The sequence below is a fragment of the Gordonia sp. NPDC058843 genome (genome assembly GCF_042743165.1).
Lineage (GTDB): Bacteria > Actinomycetota > Actinomycetes > Mycobacteriales > Mycobacteriaceae > Gordonia.
Genome location: NZ_JBHYNC010000051.1, coordinates 14,134 through 35,308, shown reverse-complemented (window position 1 = coordinate 35,308; position 21,175 = coordinate 14,134). Strand labels below are relative to the sequence as shown.

General features: G+C 67.7%; 17 protein-coding genes. 9 read left to right on the top strand and 8 right to left on the bottom strand.

Annotation, left to right across the window (positions count from 1 at the left end; all coding sequences use genetic code 11):
* Positions 1-248 precede the first annotated feature (248 nt).
* Positions 249-1,130: a type IV toxin-antitoxin system AbiEi family antitoxin domain-containing protein gene (locus ACFW3F_RS22640; RefSeq protein ID WP_388061450.1), complete on the top strand. Its 882-nt coding sequence runs from the start codon at positions 249-251 to the stop codon at positions 1,128-1,130.
* A 155-nt stretch (positions 1,131-1,285) separates the two neighbouring features.
* Here ACFW3F_RS22640 and ACFW3F_RS22635 read toward each other — a convergent pair whose 3' ends face one another.
* Complete coding sequence (locus ACFW3F_RS22635; protein ID WP_388061448.1) at positions 1,286-2,473, bottom strand: alpha/beta fold hydrolase; 1,188 nt, start codon at positions 2,471-2,473, stop codon at positions 1,286-1,288.
* Entirely contained in the window at positions 2,470-3,588 is a 1,119-nt protein-coding gene (locus tag ACFW3F_RS22630) for a homogentisate 1,2-dioxygenase (protein WP_388061446.1), read from the bottom strand. Before ACFW3F_RS22630 ends, ACFW3F_RS22635 begins: the two co-directional genes overlap by 4 nt.
* A gap of 144 nt (positions 3,589-3,732) precedes the next feature.
* On the opposite strand from ACFW3F_RS22630, the gene ACFW3F_RS22625 reads away from it, so the two are divergent.
* Both ACFW3F_RS22625 and ACFW3F_RS22620 read left to right on the top strand, forming a co-directional pair.
* Entirely contained in the window at positions 3,733-4,341 is a 609-nt protein-coding gene (locus ACFW3F_RS22625) for a TetR/AcrR family transcriptional regulator (protein ID WP_388061444.1), read from the top strand.
* 47 nt (positions 4,342-4,388) lie between these two features.
* Positions 4,389-4,964: a GNAT family N-acetyltransferase gene (locus ACFW3F_RS22620; protein WP_388061442.1), complete on the top strand. Its 576-nt coding sequence runs from the start codon at positions 4,389-4,391 to the stop codon at positions 4,962-4,964.
* 19 nt (positions 4,965-4,983) lie between these two features.
* Here ACFW3F_RS22620 and ACFW3F_RS22615 read toward each other — a convergent pair whose 3' ends face one another.
* The 6 genes from ACFW3F_RS22615 to dinB form a co-directional block, all read right to left on the bottom strand.
* Positions 4,984-5,712 (bottom strand): DUF429 domain-containing protein, encoded by a 729-nt coding sequence (locus ACFW3F_RS22615; RefSeq protein ID WP_388061440.1) that lies wholly within the window; start codon positions 5,710-5,712, stop codon positions 4,984-4,986.
* A 26-nt stretch (positions 5,713-5,738) separates the two neighbouring features.
* Positions 5,739-7,172 (bottom strand): TrpB-like pyridoxal phosphate-dependent enzyme, encoded by a 1,434-nt coding sequence (locus ACFW3F_RS22610; RefSeq protein ID WP_388061439.1) that lies wholly within the window; start codon positions 7,170-7,172, stop codon positions 5,739-5,741.
* 57 nt (positions 7,173-7,229) lie between these two features.
* Complete coding sequence (locus tag ACFW3F_RS22605) at positions 7,230-7,895, bottom strand: response regulator (protein WP_388061437.1); 666 nt, start codon at positions 7,893-7,895, stop codon at positions 7,230-7,232.
* Positions 7,892-9,628, bottom strand: a complete 1,737-nt coding sequence (locus ACFW3F_RS22600; protein ID WP_388061435.1) for an ATP-binding protein — start codon at positions 9,626-9,628, stop codon at positions 7,892-7,894. The genes ACFW3F_RS22605 and ACFW3F_RS22600 overlap by 4 nt, the downstream gene beginning before the upstream one ends.
* A 125-nt stretch (positions 9,629-9,753) precedes the next feature.
* Positions 9,754-11,229 (bottom strand): CitMHS family transporter, encoded by a 1,476-nt coding sequence (locus tag ACFW3F_RS22595; RefSeq protein ID WP_388061433.1) that lies wholly within the window; start codon positions 11,227-11,229, stop codon positions 9,754-9,756.
* Between the two features lie 191 nt (positions 11,230-11,420).
* Positions 11,421-12,668, bottom strand: a complete 1,248-nt coding sequence (gene dinB / locus ACFW3F_RS22590; protein ID WP_388061431.1) for a DNA polymerase IV — start codon at positions 12,666-12,668, stop codon at positions 11,421-11,423.
* A gap of 129 nt (positions 12,669-12,797) precedes the next feature.
* Here dinB and ACFW3F_RS22585 point away from each other — a divergent pair, with 129 nt between their 5' ends.
* From ACFW3F_RS22585 to ACFW3F_RS22560, 6 genes are all read left to right on the top strand, one after another.
* Positions 12,798-14,540, top strand: coding sequence for a CocE/NonD family hydrolase (locus ACFW3F_RS22585; RefSeq protein ID WP_388061429.1), 1,743 nt, complete (start codon positions 12,798-12,800; stop codon positions 14,538-14,540).
* 118 nt (positions 14,541-14,658) lie between these two features.
* A complete protein-coding gene (locus ACFW3F_RS22580; RefSeq protein WP_388061427.1) occupies positions 14,659-16,326 on the top strand; it encodes an ABC transporter family substrate-binding protein in 1,668 nt (555 codons plus the stop codon).
* A gap of 11 nt (positions 16,327-16,337) precedes the next feature.
* On the top strand, positions 16,338-17,300 hold the full coding sequence (locus ACFW3F_RS22575) for an ABC transporter permease (RefSeq protein WP_388061425.1): 963 nt from the start codon (positions 16,338-16,340) through the stop codon (positions 17,298-17,300).
* Positions 17,297-18,160, top strand: coding sequence for an ABC transporter permease (locus ACFW3F_RS22570; RefSeq protein WP_388061423.1), 864 nt, complete (start codon positions 17,297-17,299; stop codon positions 18,158-18,160). Before ACFW3F_RS22575 ends, ACFW3F_RS22570 begins: the two co-directional genes overlap by 4 nt.
* Positions 18,150-19,673 carry an ATP-binding cassette domain-containing protein gene (locus ACFW3F_RS22565; RefSeq protein WP_388061421.1) on the top strand — a complete coding sequence of 508 codons (1,524 nt, stop codon included), beginning with the start codon at positions 18,150-18,152 and terminating at the stop codon, positions 19,671-19,673. The genes ACFW3F_RS22570 and ACFW3F_RS22565 overlap by 11 nt, the downstream gene beginning before the upstream one ends.
* Entirely contained in the window at positions 19,670-21,175 is a 1,506-nt protein-coding gene (locus ACFW3F_RS22560) for a Y4yA family PLP-dependent enzyme (RefSeq protein WP_388061419.1), read from the top strand. Before ACFW3F_RS22565 ends, ACFW3F_RS22560 begins: the two co-directional genes overlap by 4 nt.

Sequence of the window (21,175 nt, the reverse complement as noted above, 5' to 3'; positions counted from 1 at the left end):
ACGACACGGCTTTCGAAGTCCCGCCTACAAACTCGACGAACTACTACGCTCAGGGCCAACCGATCCCGCTGTTGCAGCGACCGGTTGAATCCGCCGATCACCGACCGCCCTGGGGTTGAACCCTGGGGCGCTTTTCAGTCGCGGTCCGGAGACGCCGCGGGCGCCGACGCTGTGTACAACGCCTCGGACTCTCCACAGCGCCTCGTAGCAGGACCACGCGACGCGGTTCGCACACCCACACTCGACACATGGACTTCGACCAGCTCATCGATCGGTACGGGGGAGTGGTCACGACCCGGCAGATGATCACCTCGGGTGAGACCACCGAATCGATTCGGCGCGCCGTCGACACCGGTGCGCTGACCCGAATCCGACACGGCTGGTACCAGGTTCCCGCCGCGGATCCTGAGGTGGTGCGTGCGGTTGCCGACGAGGGAGTGGTGTCGTGCGCGACCGCCCTTCGCCGACATGGATTGTGGGTTCCGGAGCACTCCACGGTCCTGCACTCACGAGTTACACGGTACGAACGACGACACTCTCACGACCGCTGCCGACGCCACGGACGTCCCACTCCGGCAACCGCAGCAGTCGACGACGTGCCGACAGCTCTGCAGTACGCAGCGCGATGCTTCGATGTCGAAGGCTTCGTGATCCTGTGCGATTCCGCGCTGAACAACGGACGGTTGACCATCGACGACCTCAGGTCGGAGTTCCGGTCGGCGCCGATGACCCTCAGGCGCGCGGTCGACAAGTGCGAACGCCTCGCCGGCTCCGGTACCGAAACTGCTGCACGCCTGCGCCTTCGGAGTGCGGGGCTGACGGTCGAAGTGCAGCACGAGGTGCCCGCTGTCGGTTTCGTCGACCTGCTGGTGGGCAACCGATTGGTCATCGAACTCGACAGCCGTGCCCATCACACCGGAGAAGCGAACTACGAAACCGACCGGCTCCGGACTCGCAAACTCACGTCACTCGGCTACCTGACCATGCGCCTCACCTACGCACAGGTGTTCACAGGGTGGGCGGCGACGTACGCAGACATTCAACGGACGGTGCAGCAGGGCTATCACCGCAGCCGCGGCACCGCCCGCACATCGACTCGAGCATCGACGTCGACCGAACCGACCGCCTGACGCAGTGCCGACTTCGGGTCCAGCCGTCGAACGCCTGGACCGTCAGCTGAAATGCACCCCAGAGAACAACCCTCCACAGCTCGACGACGAGCTATATGCTCGTCGCGACCCGCTCTCGGGCGCCTCCCTGGGGCGGTTTTCAGCCACTACGGACGTCAGCCGACCCACGACCGTTCGCGCAGCCAGTCGGTGATGATTCCGACCGCCTCCTTCAGGTGCGGGATCTGGTCGCGACCCGAGTAGTAGTGCGTCGCACCGACGATCGTGTGCAGGGTTTTGTCCGGGTGCCCCACCGCGTCGAACAACCGGTGCGTGTGGCTCGGTGTACACGCGTTGTCGGCGGAGTTGCCGATGACCAGTGTCGGAACGGCGAGATCGGCGGCGCACCGCAGACCATCCCCGTTGGCGTCGTCGAAGCTCCACTGCGACAGCCAACTTCGAAGCGTGGTGAACCGCGCGAGTCCGACCGGACCCATGTTGACGATCCGCGGATCGCCCAGGTAGCAACCGAGCTCTCGATCACTGGGGTCGACGCTGAGGTCCAGCCAGCGGGGATCGGCCATGGTCCCGTGGACGATGAACCCTCGCTCCATGAGCGGCTCACCCCGTCCGCGTAGATCGGCGAGTTGCTCCTTGACCCACGCGGTGATCCGCCGGTTCCGGTCGATCTGCGCCGCACGGTACCGGTCGAGGAACTCCGCGGAGTAGGGCGGTTGGTTCGGATTCGACGGATTGTAGAGATCGAGTTCCGGATCGCGTCTGTCCGGATCGGACTCGTCGAGGATCGACGGATCCATCCACTCGGTCAGGGTCCCGTGTCGCGAGACGTGCGCGGCGAGCAGCATCACGCCGTCCGCGGCCGGCAGGTCGAGGGCGGTCAGGTCCGGGGGTTCGCCGGCAGGCGTCGCGGTGACCGTCGCATGCTGCGCCTGCTGCTGGTAGTACAGCGACAGAGCGCCACCACCGCTCCAGCCGGCGAGGATCACCTTCTCGTAACCCAGCCGGTCGCGCGCATCCTGCACGCACGCACTGAGATCCTGCACGACCTTTTCCATGATCAAGGCACTGTCGACGCCGCGATACCGGCTGTTGCAATAGATCACATGGTGACCGGCGCGCGCGAGCGCGTTGGTCATCGGCAAGTACGCACCACCCCCGATCGGATGCATGAAGACGATGACGTTCTTCGACGGCACGCCCCTGGGCCGGAGCAGGTAGCTCTCCAGAACCACACTCTCGGTCACCCCGCCGTAGGTGTCCTGGTAGGCCGAGAGGTCTTCGAAGACAACGAGATAGGGGATGCGATCGTACTCGTGCCGAGTCGGGTCGGCCGGGGCACTCATACTCGCGACCCCCGTTCGGCCGGCGCGGCGTCGGGTAGGCCCGAGTCGAGCATCGCCGGAGCGGCGATGAGTCGCCGACGCGTGTCGATCGAGATCACCTGCCATTCCACGCGATCGAAGTCGTCGAACTTGCGGCGGGACCGTTCCCGCGCCCGCTCCGGGATTCCGTGATGCATCCCCTGCGGCGCGTGGGAGATCAGGCCGGGCGGCATGCCGACGCCGAACATGCTGCCGCCGTGGAAGAATGCGATCTCGTCGAAGTCTGTGTTGCGGTGGTACCAGGGCAGGCGTTCGGCCCCCCGGCGCGACTCTGCCGGACGCGGCAGGAAGTTCATCACGTACACCCCCGTGGCCTGCATGAACAGGTGGACCGTGGGTGGCAGGTGCACGGTCTCGGAGGTGATGACGTCGTAGTCCTCGATGTTGAACGTGAAGGGGAAATTGTCTCCGCGCCAGCCCTCGACGTCCAACGGGTGGAAGGGGTAGAAGAGCGATGTCTGCCCGTCGCGTTGCCGGAAGCGCACCTCGTATTCGTCTCGCCCGTCACCGTCGAACGCCTCCGCCTCCGGCACGACGACGAGCGACGAGTCGAAGGGGAAGAACCGGCCCAGCACCCCGGGTTCGGGAACCCGGAACTCGTCGACCGCCTCGATGATGAGTAGCAACGACGGACCGTCGGGTACCTGGCGGTAGGTGCACCCCTTCGGGATGTACACGTAATCACCAGGGCGATAAGCCAATCGGCCGAACTCGGTCTCGAAGTAACCGACGCCCTGATGGACGAACACGAGTTCGTCGCCGTCGACGGGGCGAAACCAGAACGGAGCGGTCTCGACGCGTCGGCTCAACGAGATGCGACAGTCCTCGTTGTGGAACATCAGGAGGGGTTCGCCCGCGGGATCGGCCTCGTCTGACGGAGCGAGGTCGGTGACGACCCGATCCACCCCGGTATGAGTGCCCACCGCCCGGAACTGAGTCGGGTCGTTGCGTCGGTACAGATGTGCCGTGCGGCCGGTGAATCCGTACCGTCCGAGTTCATCGTCCTTCAGGTCCTCGACATCTCGATGAACCTGCCGAGGTGTACGCCCCTTGCGGTGCTGGATGAACGATTCCACAGCGAACTCCTCCGTTGTCTGCGATTTTCTGATGCTAGATTCAGTTTCAGGAGATGACAAGGGTCACGTCTCGGTATGATCCGCGTGCGGCCACCGGACGATCCGGTGGTTCGATGAGTGATCGGTGCGTGGAAGGAGCTCACGGTGCCGCCGACGAACAAGGGACGCCAGACCGAAGCCGCTTTTCTCGACGCGGCACGTCGGACCTTCGCCGAGAAGGGCTACCTGAACACCAAGATCGCCGACATCTCGGCAGCAGCCGGCCGGTCGACGGGCTCGTTCTACAACTATTACGACAGCAAGGACCGACTACTCGAGGCGCTCCTGGACCAGTTCTCCGAAGAAGTGGTGGAGCAGTCGCTCGCGACCCGGCACACCGATCCGGAGGCGAGTGTCCGCGCCGCCGTGACGGCCTACTGGACCACATACAAGAAGTACCTGCCCGAGATCATCGGACTGTTCCAGATGTCGATGCTCGATGACGACTTTCGCGCCCGATGGCACGCCAACCGGGTGTCCGGCGTCAAACAGGTGCTGTCCGGGCTGCGCGGGGCGCAGCGCGCGGGCTATGCCGTCGGGCTACCGCTCGAACCGCTCGCCTCCGCCCTGGTCGCAACCCTGGAATCCACGTGCTGGACCTGGCTCGCGGTCCGCGACGACGTTGCCGGGCCCGTCCCCGACGATGAGACCGCGATCGAGATCCTCACCGCCATCTGGTATCGCACGGTCTTCGGGTCCGGTCCCGCGGGCTGACGGTCGCACGCTTGCCGTCCCGGGGCAATCCGGCGACGATGGTGCACATGCCCATCGAGGTCCGCCCCGCGGCGATCTTCGACGACATCGCGACGATGGTCGGTCCGAAGAAACCGACGTCGAACGTCTGCTGGTGTCTGAGCTACCGCATTCCGAGCAAACAGAATCAGGAACTGGTCCGCGAGCAGCGCGGGGAGTTCGTGAAAGAGCTGTGCGACAGCGGCATTCCTCTGGGCGTGCTCGCCTACGACGACGCGGGCGAGGTCGTCGGTTGGGCGGCCGTGTCGCCGCGCGCGGACACGAGCTTCGCGCGGAACCGGCGAATCCCCCACGTGGACGACCTCCCGGTGTGGTCGGTCTGGTGCATCCGCGTGCGTCCGGGTCATCGCAAACAGGGGATCTCGCATGCGCTCCTCGCCGGGGCCGTCGACTACGCGCGGTCGAACGGCGCACCGGCCATCGAGGGATACCCCGTGGACAACCAGGGCGCCAAGGTCGATCTGACGATGGCCTACGTCGGAACCCGCGGGCTGTTCGAGAAGGCCGGTTTTGTCAAGGCAGCCGACACGTCGTCGGTCCTCGCCGGGTTCCCGCGGGTGCTCATGAGGCTGCCGCTCGACTGAGTCGCACTCGGGCCGGCACTCAGATCAGTTCCGCCAGCCCGACGGTGGGTACGTGTATCCACCCCTCGCGGGCGGCGACGGGGCGGTCGGCGGCGGTCGGCGATGTGGTCCGGCCGAGCTGGGCGGCACGCGCGATCAACGCGGTGATCACCGCGTCGAACGCGTCGTCGTCGCGGGCCATCGTCTCGGCATGGTCCCCGAGTTCGAGCCATGGCGCCGCCGTCCCCAGGGCCTCGACGAGTTCGGCGAGAACCGGCGCGTTGGCGGCGCGTTTGTATCCACGCGAGGTCAGTCCCCATCGCTTGAGCGCACCCGCGGGATACGCCTCGACCGCCCACCCGTCGACGCGGTCGTCGACCCCCAGATCTGCCAGCAACCCGGCGCATCGGAACGCCACGTGCGCGATCTGGTCGGCCGACACACTGAGCGGCCGGCCGAGCCCCGACTCGACGATCTGGAGATCGGTGCGACGCAACGCAAGTGGACGACGCCGGGCGATGTCGTCGAGCTCGCGTCCTGTCCCCAGCTCGTTGTGGTGATGCGCGACGACGAAGCCGACGAACTCCTCGGGCCACCCGAACGGCGAGTCGATCCCGATCCGGGTCGCCCCCTCCGCGAGGCGCCGGATGACTTCGTCGTCCGCGCCCACGACGAGTTCGGTCAGAGCCGCCCCGCCGGCATGCCAATCCACGCATGCCACAGCGGTTTTCACCGGCGATGCGGACAGGTCGACGCCGACGGTTCGCATGTCCGGGATCACTGAGCCGGGTCGACTCAGAAGTTGCCCTCGAGGAACTCGGCGTAGGCGGGCAGATCGAGCTGTCCGTGACCCGAGAGCCCGATGACGACGACCTCTTCCTTGTCGCTGTCGGCGACATGCGCGGCGCAGGCCGCGATCGCGTGGGTGGATTCGGGGGCCGGGACGATGCCCTGGGCACGGGCGAACTGAACGCCCGCACTGAACGCATCATGCTGGGAGATGGCGACGCCCTGCACCAGACCGAGCTCGACCGTATGACTGAGCGCCGGCGCCATGCCGTGGTAGCGCAGACCGCCCGCATGGATCGGATCGGGCACGAAATCCATTCCGAGCGTGTGCATCTTGAGCAGCGGAGTGAGCCCGGCGACATCACCGTGGTCGTAGCGGTACTCGCCCTGCGTGATCGACGGGCACGCGGCGGGTTCGGCGGCGACGACGCGGGGGTCCGAGCGTCCGTGCAGCTTCTCCCGCAGGAACGGGAACGACAACCCGGCGAGATTCGAACCGCCTCCAGCGCAACCGAACACGACGTCGGCACCGCCCGGTTCGACCGCGTTCAGCTGCTCGACGGCCTCCTGCCCGATGACGCTCTGATGCAGCACAACGTGATTGAGCACGCTACCCAGCGCATACCGGGTGTCGGCGTTGGCGGCGGCGACCTCGACGGCCTCACTGACCGCCATGCCGAGGCTCCCGGTGGTGTCGGGATCCTTGGCGAGCATCGCGCGACCCGATTCGGTCAAGTCGGAAGGACTCGGGTGGATGGTGCCGCCGTAGGTGCGGATCAGGAAGCCGCGGTACGGCTTCGAACTGTACGATGCGCGGACCTGCCACACCTCGACATCGATGCCGAACTGCGCCCCCGCGAAAGCCAGTGCACTTCCCCACTGACCGGCGCCGGTTTCCGTGGTCAGCTTGGTGACACCGTCGAGACTGTTGTAATACGCCTGCGCGACAGCCGAATTTGTCTTGTGACTACCGACCGGGCTCACGCCCTCGTACTTCACGTAGATCCGCGCCCTGGTGTTCAGCGCCTCTTCGAAGCGGCGAGCGCGGATCAGCGGCGACGGCCGCCACATCCGGTAGATCTCGCGCACCGGATCGGGGATCTCGATGTAGGGCTCGGTGGAGACCTCCTGCGCGATGAGTCCGCTCGGGAACAACGCGGCGAGATCATCCGGACCGACCGGCTCTCTGGTGCCGGGATGCAGGTGCGGCGGGATCGGGGAGTCGAGTTCGGCCGCGAGGTTGTACCAATGCGTCGGGACGTCGACCGTGATCAGATCCGGACTTCCGGCGCCGGTGACTTTCGGCCCGCTCGCTTCGCTCCCGGCGCCGGTGACTTTCGGCCCGCTCGCTTCGCTCCCGGCGCCGGTGACTCTCGGCCCGCTCGCTTCGCTCCCGGCGCCGGTGACATTCGGCCCGCTCGCTTCCCGCTGCATCGTCATGAGTCATCACTCTAGTGGCCGGTCCGCGCACCGCGACCCGGTGTCGACGAACTCGCCTCACGCCCCGGGCAGCCGATATTCCTGCCGGGGCCGGCCGGTGGTGCCGTACTGCAACGTCATCCTGAGGCGTCCGGCGGCGACGAGGTTCGCCAGGTGCCGGCGGGCTGTCGGTGCCGCGACGCCGATCTCACGGGACACGTCGTCGGCGAACAGCGGGGCACCGGCGGCGAACAGCGCCAGGATGCGCTGCTCGGTCGGCGAACCGCTCTCGGCCCGATCGGCAGCGCGGGTGCCGAACCGCAACGCCGAGAGTGCGGCGTCCACGGCATGCTGGTCGACGTTCTCACCCGCCAACACCCGCCGATATTGTGCGTAGCCGGCCAGCCGCCGCGCGAGGTCGGCGTCGTCGAACGGTTTGATCAGGTACGCGAGCGCGCCGGCGCGCATTGCCGCGCGCACCGCCGATGCGTCGGTCTCGGCGCCGACGATGAAACAGTCGCAGTCGAGTTCGGCGACCAGGTCGATGCCCGAGCCGTCGGGCAGGTACACGTCGAGCAGCGCGAGATCGATGTCGGGGTGCTCGGCCACCGCCTGCCGTGCGGCACCGATACTCCCCGCACGCGCACGGACGGCGAACCCCCGCACGGCGTCGACGATCATCGAATGCAGTGCAGCGACGCGGAAGTCGTCGTCGACGATGAGGACGCCGAGGTCGTCGGTCATGATGGGCCTCCCGGCTCGTCGGTCTCGCTGAACTCGTCTGCGCCGCCGGATTCGTCGGCACCGCTGCCCGCCGGGTCCGTCGGCGCGAGCACGCCCGGCAGGCGGGCGACGAACACGGCGCCGCACAATTGTCCATCCCCGCAGGGGCGGCCACCCCGATCGGCGACCCACACGTCGCCCCCGATCCGACGCCCGATCTGCCGGGTGAGCGCGAGGCCCATCCCGCGGCCGCCCGGCACGTGCGCACCGGTCTTGGTCGTGGCACCCTCGGCGAAGACGTCGTCGGGATCGTCGAAGGAGATGCCCGGCCCGGAGTCCCCGACGGTGACCAGGATGGTGTCGCCGTCGGTGATCACCTCGACCTCGACCTCGCCGCTCTCGGCGTCGCCCGGTGCAGCTCCGGATGGCGCGCCGGAGCCGGCCGCGGCCTCGATCCCGTTGTCGACGAGGTTGCCGAGGACGGTGGTGACGACGACGGGCTCGGTCAGCACGCCCTCGACCCATGTCTGATCTCCCAGCCGGAGGGTGACGCGACGCTCGCGCGCCTGGGCCGCCTTCGCGTCGAGAAACGCGTGCAGGTGTGGCTCGCGCACGTTGTCGAGTCCGGCGAGGAGGGCTCCCCCTGGACCGGTCCCCGTCACCTCATCCAGGTAGGCGAGCGCCTCGTCGGCGTGCCCGTGCCGCAGCAACCCGGCGAGAACGTGCAGCCGGTTGGCCGTCTCGTGACGTTGCGCCCGCAGGGCGGTGCTCATCGACCGGATGGAGTCGACCTCGCGGCTGAGCGCTTCGACATCGGTGCGGTCGATCACCGACAAGACCATGCCGAGATCACGGCCGTCGGCGCGGACACGATGTGAGCTCACCAGGACGACCCGTTCGCCGACGCTCGCAGCGAGGGGTTCCTCGGTCGGGGTGGCCAGGACCGCGGCGACCCGCGGCGTGAGGCCCAGGTCGGCGGCAGGAGTGCCGACGGGGGCGTCGATGTCGAGCAGTCCCCGGGCCTTGTCGTTGACGACGCGGACGATGCCCTCGGCGTCGACCGCGAGCACACCGTCGGCCATCGAGTGCAGCACAGCGCCCTGTTCGCGCACGAGTTCGGCCAGCTCGTCGGGTTCCAGACCGAGCGTGAGCCGACGCCACCGTCGGGCCAGCAACGCCGAACCCACCGCGCCGATCCCGAGTGCCGCGAGGGCGAGAAGCGACGTGGCGATGATGTCGCTGCGGGTCTCCGAGCCCAGCCGTTCGGTGGAGACGCCGACGCTGATGAACCCCACGACGGCGCCGTCCGCGCCGTAGACGGGAACCTTGGCCCGGACCGACTCGCCGAGGGTGCCGCGGTCGGTGTTGACGTCGTTCGATCCGGCCAGCACCTTCGACGGGTCGGTGGAGACCGTCTTCCCCAGTTCGGCGGGCTCGGGGTGTGCAAGACGGATCCCGCGATCGTTGCCGACGACGACGAACAGGGCGCCGGTGCGGGCCCGGACCTCGGCGGCCTGACGTTGCAGCGGGCCGTCGAGCAGGTCGGCGGCGTCGACCGAAGAACCCGGATGGGCGGCCACCTCACTGCGGACCTCGGCGTCGCCGGCAACCGATTGGGCGATCGCCAGGGCACGCTGGGCGTACTCGTCCCGCACGCGGTCGTCGGCTCCGGCGATCAACACGCCGAAGCCGACGACGAGGCTGACCGCGATCACCGCCAGCTGCAGGAGCAGCACCTGCGTCCGCAAACGCATGACGTCAGCCTAGTGGTGTCTCGGCAGCAGGCGACCGACGCCGAGGCCGGGCACGCCGACGCGGCGATCCGTCGGGACGGATCGCCGCGTGCGGCTGCAGACCTTGGCGCACCGGGCGGGGCCGGTCAGAACGGGATCGCTCCGACCAGCACGCCCACCGCCAGCATCACCAGGGAGACGACCGTGGCTCGCCACAGGACCTTCTTGTGGTGGTCGGCCAGCGTGACCCCGGCCAGTGCGACGAGCAGCAGGATCGCCGGCACGAGCGGGCTCTGCATGTGCACGGTCTGGCCGGTGATCGATGCGCGGGCCATCTCGGTGGGGTCGATGCCGTAGCGGGTCGCGGTCTCCGACAGCACCGGCAGCACGCCGTAGTAGAAGGCGTCGTTGCTCATCAGGAACGTGAGCGGGATGGAGAGCACGCCGATCACGATGGCCATGTGGGGGCCCATCCAGTCGGGGATGCCGTCGGCGAGCCAGTGTGCGATGGCGTCGACCATCCCGGTGCCGTTGAAGACGCCGGTGAGCACGGCGGCGGCGAGGACCATGGCGACCACCGACACGATGCTGGAGCTGTGCCGGGTGATGGCCTCCTGCTGGTGCTTGATGTGCGGGAAGTTGATGGCCAGGGCGATGCCGGCGAAGATCATGAACAGCACCGGGATGGCGACGACGTCGGCACCGAGGATGCCCAGCAGGGCCACGGTCAGTCCGGCGTTCACCCAGAAGAGCTTGGGACGCAGGGTTTCCCGGTTGGGGTCGAGGACTCCGGAGAAGGAGTCGTCGCGGTCTTCGCCGTCATCCGATCCCGCGGACGTCGCGCTGAGATCGTGGTCCCCGGTGGGGGCGTCGTCGTAACCGGCCGAACCGGTCCCCGCCGAACCCGAACCACGGGCCCGACGGCCCTTGGGCGGCAGACCGGTTCCGCCGCCGGCGGCGACGAGCACTTCTTCCTTCGGCGCCAGGATCGACTCCCTGATCTCCAGCTTGCCGATGCGTCGGCGCTCGAGCACTCCGAGGTGGTAGGCGAAGAGCAGCACGACCACCAGGGCGGCGACCAGCGCGGGGATCATGGGGACGAAGACATCGTTGGTGTCGATGTTCAGCGCACTCGCGGCGCGAGCGGTGGGACCGCCCCACGGCAGGATGTTCATCGTGCCGTTGGTGAGTCCGGCGACTACGGTGAGGACGACCGGGCTGACACCGAGCTTCACGTACAGCGGCAGCAGGGCGGCCGTCGTGATGATGAAGGTCGTCGAACCGTCTCCGTCGAGGGACACGACACCGGCCAGCACCGCGGTGCCGACGACGAGGCGTGCCGGGTCGTCGTGCACCGCCCGGACGACCGCCCGTACCACCGGATCGAAGAGGCCGACGTCGATCATGATGCCGAAGAAGATGATCGCGAAGAACAGCATCGCCGCCGTGGGGGCGAGGTCCTTGATGCCGTCGGTGATCATGTCGCTGATACCGAGGCCGGCACCGGCGAAAAGGCCGAATGCGACGGGGACGAGGATCAGCGCCACCACGGGCGTCGCCCGCTTGGTGATGATCAGCACCATGAAGGTGGCCACCATCCCGAGGCCGAGTGCTACCAGCATTGTCTACTCGATTCTGATGCGGATGTGAGGACGACCACATCGGTGGTCACACCAGAAGTGTTGGCGTAACCGGCATCACAGTCACGCTTGGGCGCATAAGTATCGTTTTGCGCTTTTCGCGCAGGCGCCGCCCGAGTCCGCGTTTCGTGGCCGCAATGGCGAAGATTGCGCGCACTTCTGCGCCGAAATGCCTAGTCGGGGAGCATCGGTGCGTCGTCGCCGTGGTTGCGTCCGATGAGGACCGCGCGGGTGACGGAGTCGCGGCCGAATCGATCCCGCAGCAGGTCCATCGTCGCGTCGAGCTCCTCCGCGGTTGATGTCGGCCCGCTCGCTCCGTTCCCGGCGCCGGGGTGGTCCGTATCGAAGGGCAGGGTGAGCTGGATGCTGTCGTGGTCGTCGAGGTTGGTCAGCGACAACCCGACGAGGGTGCATCCCCGTTCCCGGATGATCGGCATCGCATCGGCGAGGAGGCCACGAGCCGACGCCATGAGCAGATCGGTCCGGTCGGTCGGCTCGGGCAGGGTGCGGGATCTCGTGGCGCGGGTGAAATCGTCGAAGCGCAGCCGGAGAACAACGGTGCGGCAGACGCGTTCGGCCGCCCGGAGTCGTCTGCCCAATCGTTCGACGATCGCGGTGATGGTCGCCTCGAGATCGGCCTCGGACTTCGGACGACGCCCGAGGGCGCGCTGCGAGCCGATCGAGCTGCGCCGCTTCCCGGTTTCGACGCGACGCGGATCCTGAGCGAGAGACAGGGCGAACAGGTGCCGTCCCGCCCCCGACCCGACGATGCCGCGCAATGACCGCTCCCCGAGCGCGGCCAACTGACCCACCGTCTCGACTCCCGCGTCGTGCAGCTTGGCCTCGGTCACCGGACCGACGCCCCACAGCCGACGGACGGGAAGCGGATGGAGGAACTCCAGTTCGGTACCCGGCGCGACGATCAGCAGACCGTCGGGTTTGCCGACGGCACTGGCGACCTTGGCGAGGAACTTGCTGCGCGCGCCGCCGACCGTGATGGGCAGCCCGACCTCTTCCCGGACACGACGCCGGATCGTCTCCGCGACGTCGTGCGGCGTACCGCTGATCCGACCCAGACCCCCGACGTCGAGGAACGCCTCGTCGACCGAGATCCCCTCCACCACGGGCGTGGTGTCGTGGAAGACGTCGAAGACCTCGCGGCTCGCCTCCATGTAGGCCTCGAAGCGCGGCGGCACGACGACCGCGTCGGGGCACAGCGCGCGCGCCTCGTGACCCGGCATCGGCGAGCGCACTCCGCGGGCCTTCGCCTCGTAGCTCGCGGCGAGGACGACTCCCCCACCGACGAGGACGGGACGACCGCGCAGAGTGGGATCGTCCCGCTGTTCCACCGATGCGTAGAACGAGTCGAGATCGGCGTGCAGGATCGACGAGTCCTGCCGCTCCCGCCGCTCGATACGCATAGAACACATGTTCGCATGCGAAAGGGACATGTACCAGGATGCGGCCTCCCTTGGCGGACACCGCCCAGCGAACCGAAACCCCCCGTACGGTGAGGAACGTTTCGCGCGCCCAGAACGGCAGGAGAAGCCATGGTCCGGACATCGCCACACTTGCCTCCGACGCCTTCGGACGCAGCGGCGCTCGACCGCCCGTGGCGACGTCCGGGTGCAGCCCGGTACGCGGTGACGCGTCTGCGCGGGATACTCCGGCCACCGGTCGAGGTGTTCGAACCCGACCCGGACTCGATCGTCGTCGAACGCGACGTGGAGGTCGGCACGCGCGACGGCACCGTCCTGCGGGCCAACGTCCACCGCCCGGTGGGCGACGGTCCGTTCCCGGTGATCCTCAGTGCTCACCCCTACGGCAAGGACAATGTCCCGGCCAGGAAACGGTTCGGCAGGGGTTACTCGCTGCCGTTCCAGTACCGCGCCCTGCGGCAGACCTCGCCGGTGCGGTTCTCCGCGCTGACCACCTGGGAGGCGCCCGACCCGGCGTTCTGGACCGGGCAGGGGTACGTCGTGGTGAATGCCGACCTCCGCGGATGCGGTCACTCCGACGGCGTCGGCCGCCCTTTCGCCGACCAGGAGGGCGAGGACGTCCACGACCTGATCGAGTGGGCGGGCACGCAGTCGTGGAGCACGGGCCGCGTCGCCCTGCTGGGTGTCTCGTACCTCGCGATCGCGCAATGGAAGGCGGCCGCATGCCGCCCGTCGCACCTGGTCGCGATCGTCCCGTGGGAGGGTTTCACCGACGCCTACCGAGACCTGTTGCGGCCCGGAGGTATTCGGGAGGTCGGCTTCGTCCGGATGTGGAGCAGGGGCGTGCGGTCGAATCGCTCGGCCTACGACATCGCGGTCCAGAGCGCGCAACACCCGACCCGCGACGACTACTGGCGATCTCTCGTCCCCGACCTCGCCGCGATCGAGGTGCCCGCCCTCATCTGCGGCAGCTTCTCCGACAACAACCTGCACAGCCGCGGGTCCATGCGTGGCTTCGAGAACATCGCGTCGACCCAGAAGCACCTCTACACCCATCGCGGTGGCAAATGGGCGACGTTCTACTCCTCGGAGGCGCAGCGATCTCAGATCGCCTTCCTCGCACGACATCTCCGTGACGACGTCACTGTGCCGACGCTCCCGGTTGTGAGGCTGGAGGTTCGGGAGAGCCGGGACCAGATCGTCGAGGTCCGCGACGAGACCCAGTGGCCGCCGGCCGGGACGCGATGGACGACGCTGCACCTCGGCCACGGAGGCCTCACAGCCGACGAACCCGACACCGGCTCGATCTCGTTCGATCCGGCCGAGGACGGGGTGCGGTTCGGCCTCACCCTGCCCGCCGACACCGAGGTGTGTGGCCCGGCGGCATTGCGTCTGTTCGTCTCCGTGGAGGATGCCGACGACGTCGACCTGTTCGTCGGTCTCGAGAAGTGGCGCGGCGCAGAGTATGTCCCGTTCGAGGGTTCCTACGGATTCGGACGTGACCGCGTCACCACCGGGTGGATGCGTGCCTCCATGCGCGAGCTCGACCCCGACCTGTCCACACCCCACGCGCCGGTCCCCACCTTCGAGCGTCGCCGACCCCTGCGACCGGGCGAGGTCGTGCCGGTCGACATCCCACTCGGCCCGTCCGCCACCGCGTTCCGTGCCGGCGACCAACTCAGGTTGGTCATCGCCGGCCGATGGCTGTGGCCGAGAAACCCGCTCACCGGCAATGCGCCCGCTGCGTACGAACGCGGTCCGCGCGGACGGACGACCGTGCACTGGGGACCCGACACCCGATCGCAGCTGATCATCCCCATCACCGGGGGCGTGGGAGACCCCGCCGCCACCTGATCCCACTACCGCCATGAGCTGGACTCTCCGCAACCTCCTACGGTGTGCTATTGATAATGATTGTCATTAGCATTAGCGACCGCACCACGTGCGGCATCGAAGGGGCAACCACACAGTCATGAGAGTCACCTGGGGTCGACGCGTCGTCGTCGGCATGGCATTGACAGCGGCGCTGGTCGCCGGCTGCAGTTCGACATCTGAATCCGCCGAGACACCGTCCGCTCAGGCGCAGGACATCAACGCCCAAGAGGTCGGATCACTGCGCGACGGCGGTGAACTCCGGATCCCGGTGGACGCACTGCCGACCAACTACAACCCGTTGCAGGTCAACGGCGCGCGGGTGGTGACCTGGCAGCTGTCCGAAGCAATTCTGCCCAGTGCATTCCGTGACGGAGCAGACGGCAAACACGTTCTGGCGGAGGACTTCTTCTCCGACGTCGAGCTGACGTCGGAGTCGCCGCAGGTGGTCACCTACACCATCGCCGACGGCGCGGCCTGGTCCAACGGGCGGCCTCTGGACTGGGAAGACCTCCGTTCCCAGGTGGATGCACTCAGCGGTGCGAACGCGGCGTTCGAGGGCTACAGTTCCGTGGGCTACTCCGCCGTGGAATCGGTGACCCGCGGCGACACCGACCAGCAGGCGGTGGTCACGTTCGCCGAGCCGTTCGCCGAATGGCAGGGCCTGTTCAACCTGATCGTGCCCAAGGAGGTGACCGGCGATCCCGAGACCTTCAACACCGGCTGGCTGAACGCGCCGACCATCACGTCCGGTCCCTTCGTCGTCGACCGGGTCGACCCGGTGGGCAAGAGCGTGGTGGTCAAGCGCAACCCGGACTGGTGGGCGACCACGCCGCCGCTTGACCAGATCACCTTCCGTGCACTGGATCCCGCGGCTCGAGCCGACGCGCTGGCCAACGGCGAGATCGACCTGTACCCGATCGGTGGTGACATCGACCTGTTCACCAGGGCGATGTCGATCAACGGCGTGGAGATCCGGCAGGCATCCGAGCGACGCGCCGGCCAGCTCACGTTCAACGGCGCCGACGGTGCGATCCTCGCCGACGAGCAGGTCCGCGTCGCCGTCGCACAAGCCATCGATCCGGCCGCGATCACCAGCGTTCTGCTCGGCGAGATCGTCCCCGGCGCAAAGCCCGTCGGCAACCACATCCTGCCGCCGACCGACACCGGCTACGTCGACAACTCGTCAACCCTGCCCTTCGATCCGGAGGCTGCCGGGCAGGCTCTCGACGCGGCCGGATGGGTTCGGGAAGGTGACGTCCGGGTCAAGGGCGGCACCCCGCTGACGTTGCGGTTGCTCGCCCAGAACACCCCGGTCGGCAACACGGTGTCCGGTGTCGTCCGCGATCAGCTCGCAGCGGTCGGCGTGACGGCAGACGTTGTCTCGGTGTCGCCGGATCAGTTCTACGACGCCAATCTCCTGCCCGGGAACTTCGACATCGCCGCGTTCGAGTGGACCAAGTCCGCGTCCCCGTTCGCCCACGATCGTCCGGTGTTCCAGAAGGTGGAGGGCGACGATTTCGGCAGCAACTACGGGCGGATCCACATCCCGGAGATCGACGCGCTGTACGACCAGGGGCTTGCCGAGCTCGACGCCGACAAGCGCAACGAGATCGCGAACCAGATCGACGTGCTCGCCTGGAAACACGCTCACCACCTGCCCACCTACGCCGAGTCCGGTGCGTATGCGGTGCGTGCGGACCTGGCGAACTACGGTGCACGTGGTCTCGGCGCGTACGGCTTCGAGAAGGCGGGCTGGCAGCAGTGATCCTGCGCCGGGTGATCGGGGCGACGTGCCTGTGTCTGGCGGCGACCTTCGTCGCCTATGCACTGGCGTCGTGGAGCTTCGATCCCCTGGCGGACCTCGAGACCCGACAGCCGCGCCCACCGCAGGCGGTGATCGACGCGCAGGCCCATCGGCTGGGTCTGCACCTGCCGATCCACGAACGCTTCCTGCACTGGCTGTCGGGTCTCCCCACCGGCGACCTCGGCGTGACCGTGGCCAATCAGCCCGTGTCCGAGGAGTTGTGGCGTCGCGCGGGCACGAGCTTGCGCCTGTACCTGATCGGCGCCGCGGTCGCGGTGACGGTCGGGGTCGTTCTCGGGGTCCGCGGGGCGATGTCGCGGCGTCGCGGCGCCGACCAGTTCTCACTGCTGTGGACGCTGGCTCTGATCGCGATCCCGACCTTCGTCCTGGGCACTCTGCTCAAGATGCTCTGGCTTCCGGTCAATACGATGGCCGGTCAGCAGATCCTCTACTTCTCCGGCGAGCAGACCGTCGGCGCCGACTTGTCCGGTGGCGCTGCCCTGCTCGACCGAGTGCAGCACCTCGTGTTGCCCACCATCTGTATCGCCCTCCCCCAGTTGGCGTTCTTCGCGCGGTATCAACGGGCGGCCGCGGTCGACGTACTCGGCAGCGAGTACATCCGCACCGCCCGCGCCAAGGGCTTGTCCGACCGACAGGCCTTCTGGCGACACGGGTTACGGTCAGCCCTGGTCCCGGTGATCTCATTGTTCGCCTTCAGTTTCGGCATCCACCTCGCCGGCGGCGTCTTCACCGAGCGGGTCTTCGGCTGGCACGGTCTCGGTGACTGGGTGCTCACCGCGATCCATGACCATGACGCCACCGTCGTCGCGTCGGTGACCCTGTTCTTCGCGGTACTCGTCGTTCTCGCCGGGCTCACCTCGGATGTGGTCGTCTCCCGCCTCGACCCCCGCGTCCGGATTCGAGGTGTGCGATGACCCTGCTCACCGCCGACGAAGTGGTGCCAGGCGGATTCGCCCCTCGACGCGGAACCATGATGGCCGCCACCGGCGCCGTGTTGTTGTTGCTGTTGCTGATCGCAGCTGTGCTCGGACCCGTCCTCGCGGGTTCCGACCATCTGACCCAGCGTCACGACGCCATCTTGAACCCCCCGGGAGGCGAGCACTGGTTCGGTACCGGACGGCTGGGCGAAGACGTTGCGGCACAGACCTTCCACGGCATGCGAAAGTCTTTGCTGATCGGCGTCGCCGTAGCGCTGATCTCCACGGCGCTCGCGGCGCTCGTCGGATCGTTCGCGGGATTGCTCGGCGGTCGCGCGGACGGGATGACCATGTGGACGGTCGATGTCCTGCTCGTGCTACCACCCATTGTCGTCGTCGCCGTGCTGTCCCCGATGTTCGCCGGCGGTTCCTGGTTGTTGCTGGTCGTGGCCATCGCCGCGTTCCAGTGGATGCTCCCGGCGCGGATGATCCGCTCCCGCACTCTGGTCCTGCGCGAGAGTGGCTTCGTCCGCGCCGCCACCGCCATGGGCGCCTCGCGGGTTCGCATCATCTGCCGTCACCTGGTACCGAACATGCTGCCCCTTCTGGTCATCGACGTCACGCTGACCGTCGGCACGGCCGTCATCGCCGAAGCGGGGCTGAGCTATTTCGGATTCGGCGTCCAACCGCCGGATGTGTCGCTGGGCACGCTCCTCTCGATCGGTAGCACCTCCGCGGTCACCTTTCCGTGGGTATTCGTCTTCCCCGCAACTGCTTTGGTCATCACGGTGATGGCGGTCGGACTGCTCGGCGAGGGAATTCGTCTGCGACTGGAGGGACCGAGTGGTGAACGCTGAGCATCCGGTGATCGTCGAGGCCCGCGACCTCGCCGTGGCCATCGGTGGCCATCGCGTGGTCCGGCAGGCGTCGTTCGATCTACACGCCGGGCGGACGATGGGCATCGTCGGCGGTTCTGGCTCCGGCAAGACCATCACCGCATCCGTCCTCCTGGGGCTCACCCCACCGCGGGCCGCTGTCACCGGTTCGGTTCGGCTCGACGGTCGCGAACTGCTCGGGCTCGACGAGCGTGCGTGGTGCGACATCAGGGGCCGACGGATCGGGTGGGTGGGACAGGACCCGCTCGCCTCGCTCACGCCCACGATGACGGTCGTCGATCAGATCGCGGAGGCGCTCACGATCCATCGCCGTATGGGCCGCCGTGCCGCACGCGAGGAGGGCGTGAGATTGATGGAGACTGTGGGGATTCCGGACGCAGCACGTCGCGCCGGCGCATATCCGCACGAGTTCTCCGGGGGGATGCGGCAGCGGGTGGCGATCGCGATCGCCATTGCCAACGAGCCCGACGTTCTGATCGCCGACGAGCCGACCAGTGCACTCGACGCGGGCGTCGGCGCACGGATCCTTGATCTCTTCGACGAGCTCGTGCAGCGACGCCGCCTCGCGATGCTCGTCATCTCCCACGACGCCGCGGTGATCGACCGGCTGTGTCACAACACTCTCGAGATGGATAGCGGGGTCCTCGGAAAGCGCTCCCGTCCACGACCGACGGAGCGCACCGGCCGTAGGTCTCCTGCGCGGTCACACCCGGATACCCCGGCGGTCCTGTCCATCCGCGGACTCACCGTGCGTTACCCCGGACGCCGCGGTGTCCGCGGCACACGCGCGTCCACCACCGGTTGCGAGAACATCGACCTCGACGTCCGCGCCGGCGAGGCCGTTGCGCTGGTGGGGGAGTCGGGAAGCGGAAAGACGACGGTACTCGAGCAAGTGCTCGCGTTGCGCACTCCGCGCGAGGGAGTCATCGACGTGCTCGGCACCTCGGTCGGATCGCTGGATCGACGCGACCGGCACACCCTCCGCCGCCGGTTGGGAGCCGTCTTCCAAGACCCCAGCGACTCACTCGATCCGCGGATGACAGTCGCGCAGCTCATCGCCGAGCCGATGCAGATCCATCGGGTTTCGAACGGGCCCGGGCGGATCGACGAACTGCTGGTCCGGGTCGGGCTCACCGCGGACCTGCGCACGCGGCGCCCGACGGAACTGTCCGGCGGACAGCAACAGCGCGTTGCGATCGCGCGTGCACTCGCCCTCGACCCGGTGCTGCTGTTGCTCGACGAGCCGGTGTCGGCGCTGGACGCGCCGTTGCGCGAGGACATCATGTCGCTGCTGGACGATCTGCGCACAGATCTCGGACTGGCCTACCTCATGGTGTCCCACGACCTCGGCCTGGTGCATCGATACGCGGATCGCATCGTCGAACTGCATGACGGACGCATCGTGAAAGTTTCTGCCCCACAACCGCCTCGGTACACACTGCCCACCACTCCCGAACTGGAGACCACCTCATGACCGCCTCGCCCCCACTGCCTCTCACCCCAGCACTCTCGGCCGAGTCCGCATCGCTGCTCGGCGAAACCGCGATGCTGCACCAGCTGGTCGACGCCCTGGGTTCGCCCCTCAACGTGGTTCTGCCACAGCGTGTCCAGCACAACGTGGCCGCATTTCGGCAAGTGATGGACTCCCATCGGATCAGCGGGCACATCTACTACGCCCACAAGGCCAACCGATCCAGCGCCCTGGTCCGCGAGCTCGCCGCCACCGACGCACGCATCGACGTCGCATCCCCCGCCGAACTCCAACACGTACTCGGAGCCGGGTTCAGCCCCGATCGGGTCATGGCGACCGGCCCCAAGACCCCCGAGTTCGTATGGTTGTGTGCCCGCAGCGGCGTCACGGTCAATGTCGACGGAGTCGACGAGCTGGCCCTCCTGGGTCGCATCGTCGCGGGCGCCCGTCTTCCACAGGTACAGGTCTTGGTGCGGTTCTCCGAGTTCCGCGCCGCCGGCACCACCCTCCTCAGCAAGCCGTCACGTTTCGGTTGTGCCGCGGACGATCTGGACGACGTGATTGTTCTGCTGGACAAGTTCCGCGACGAGGTGCGGCTGCGTGGGGTCGCCTTCCACCTCGACACCGTCGGCATGCCGGAGAAGACAAGAGCCATCGAGGGAAGCCTGCATCTGCTCGACGAGTTCATCCGTCGCGGACACGCACCGACGGTTCTCGACATCGGCGGTGGCTACGGGGTCAACTACCTGTCGTCGGCCGCGGAGTGGGACGACTTCACCACCGCACTCGGTTCCGCGCTGCTCGGCAAACACGATCAGATCACCTGGCAAGGCGGCGGATACGGACTTCGCAACGACGGTGGTCGTCTCCGGGGCACCCTGGGTCTGTATCCGGCCCATCGTCCGATTGCCGGTCCCGCGTATCTGGACGGGTTGCTGACCGCGGCGGCACCGACGATGCAGCGCCCTCTCGGCACGATCATCCTCGAGAACATGTACGACCTGTACATCGAGCCGGGCCGGGCGCTGCTGGACCAGTGCGGATTCGCGATGGCCCGGGTACTCGAGGTCCGCAGCTCACCTTTCGGCGAGACGCTGATCCGGATGGACATGAACGCCCGCGACGTCAGTCTCGAAGAGCATGGGGTACAGCTCGATCCGGTCCTGGTGCCGCGGAACTCGGCACCTCGCGACGCCGGCAGCGGTTACCTCATAGGCAACCTGTGCCTGGAATCCGATCTGATCAGCCGACGGAAGATCTCCTTCCCGGCGATGCCCGCCGCGGGTGATCTGCTCGCCTTCCCCAACACCGCCGGTTACTTCATGGACTTCAGCGCCGACCACGCGCTCGGCCAGCCCGTCGCCACCAAGGTCGCGATGTATCGCGCGGCCGGCGAATGGAACTGGAAGCTCGACGACCAGTACTGGCCGCTGTCGCCACAGTGGCTGGACCCCCACTTCCCAGACCTCATGAGCACAGACCAGATGACCACCCAGGAGCCCTGA

Bases quoted from the DNA above. Each gene is read 5' to 3' on its own strand.
- ACFW3F_RS22640 (WP_388061450.1), top strand. From the start codon at position 249: ATGGACTTCGACCAGCTCATCGATCGGTACGGGGGAGTGGTCACGACC.
- ACFW3F_RS22635 (WP_388061448.1), bottom strand. From the start codon at position 2,473: ATGAGTGCCCCGGCCGACCCGACTCGGCACGAGTACGATCGCATCCCC.
- ACFW3F_RS22620 (WP_388061442.1), top strand. From the start codon at position 4,389: ATGCCCATCGAGGTCCGCCCCGCGGCGATCTTCGACGACATCGCGACG.
- ACFW3F_RS22615 (WP_388061440.1), bottom strand. From the start codon at position 5,712: ATGCGAACCGTCGGCGTCGACCTGTCCGCATCGCCGGTGAAAACCGCT.
- ACFW3F_RS22610 (WP_388061439.1), bottom strand. From the start codon at position 7,172: ATGACGATGCAGCGGGAAGCGAGCGGGCCGAATGTCACCGGCGCCGGG.
- ACFW3F_RS22605 (WP_388061437.1), bottom strand. From the start codon at position 7,895: ATGACCGACGACCTCGGCGTCCTCATCGTCGACGACGACTTCCGCGTC.
- ACFW3F_RS22600 (WP_388061435.1), bottom strand. From the start codon at position 9,628: ATGCGTTTGCGGACGCAGGTGCTGCTCCTGCAGCTGGCGGTGATCGCG.
- ACFW3F_RS22595 (WP_388061433.1), bottom strand. From the start codon at position 11,229: ATGCTGGTAGCACTCGGCCTCGGGATGGTGGCCACCTTCATGGTGCTG.
- dinB (WP_388061431.1), bottom strand. From the start codon at position 12,668: ATGCGTATCGAGCGGCGGGAGCGGCAGGACTCGTCGATCCTGCACGCC.
- ACFW3F_RS22585 (WP_388061429.1), top strand. From the start codon at position 12,798: ATGGTCCGGACATCGCCACACTTGCCTCCGACGCCTTCGGACGCAGCG.
- ACFW3F_RS22580 (WP_388061427.1), top strand. From the start codon at position 14,659: ATGAGAGTCACCTGGGGTCGACGCGTCGTCGTCGGCATGGCATTGACA.
- ACFW3F_RS22570 (WP_388061423.1), top strand. From the start codon at position 17,297: ATGACCCTGCTCACCGCCGACGAAGTGGTGCCAGGCGGATTCGCCCCT.
- ACFW3F_RS22560 (WP_388061419.1), top strand. From the start codon at position 19,670: ATGACCGCCTCGCCCCCACTGCCTCTCACCCCAGCACTCTCGGCCGAG.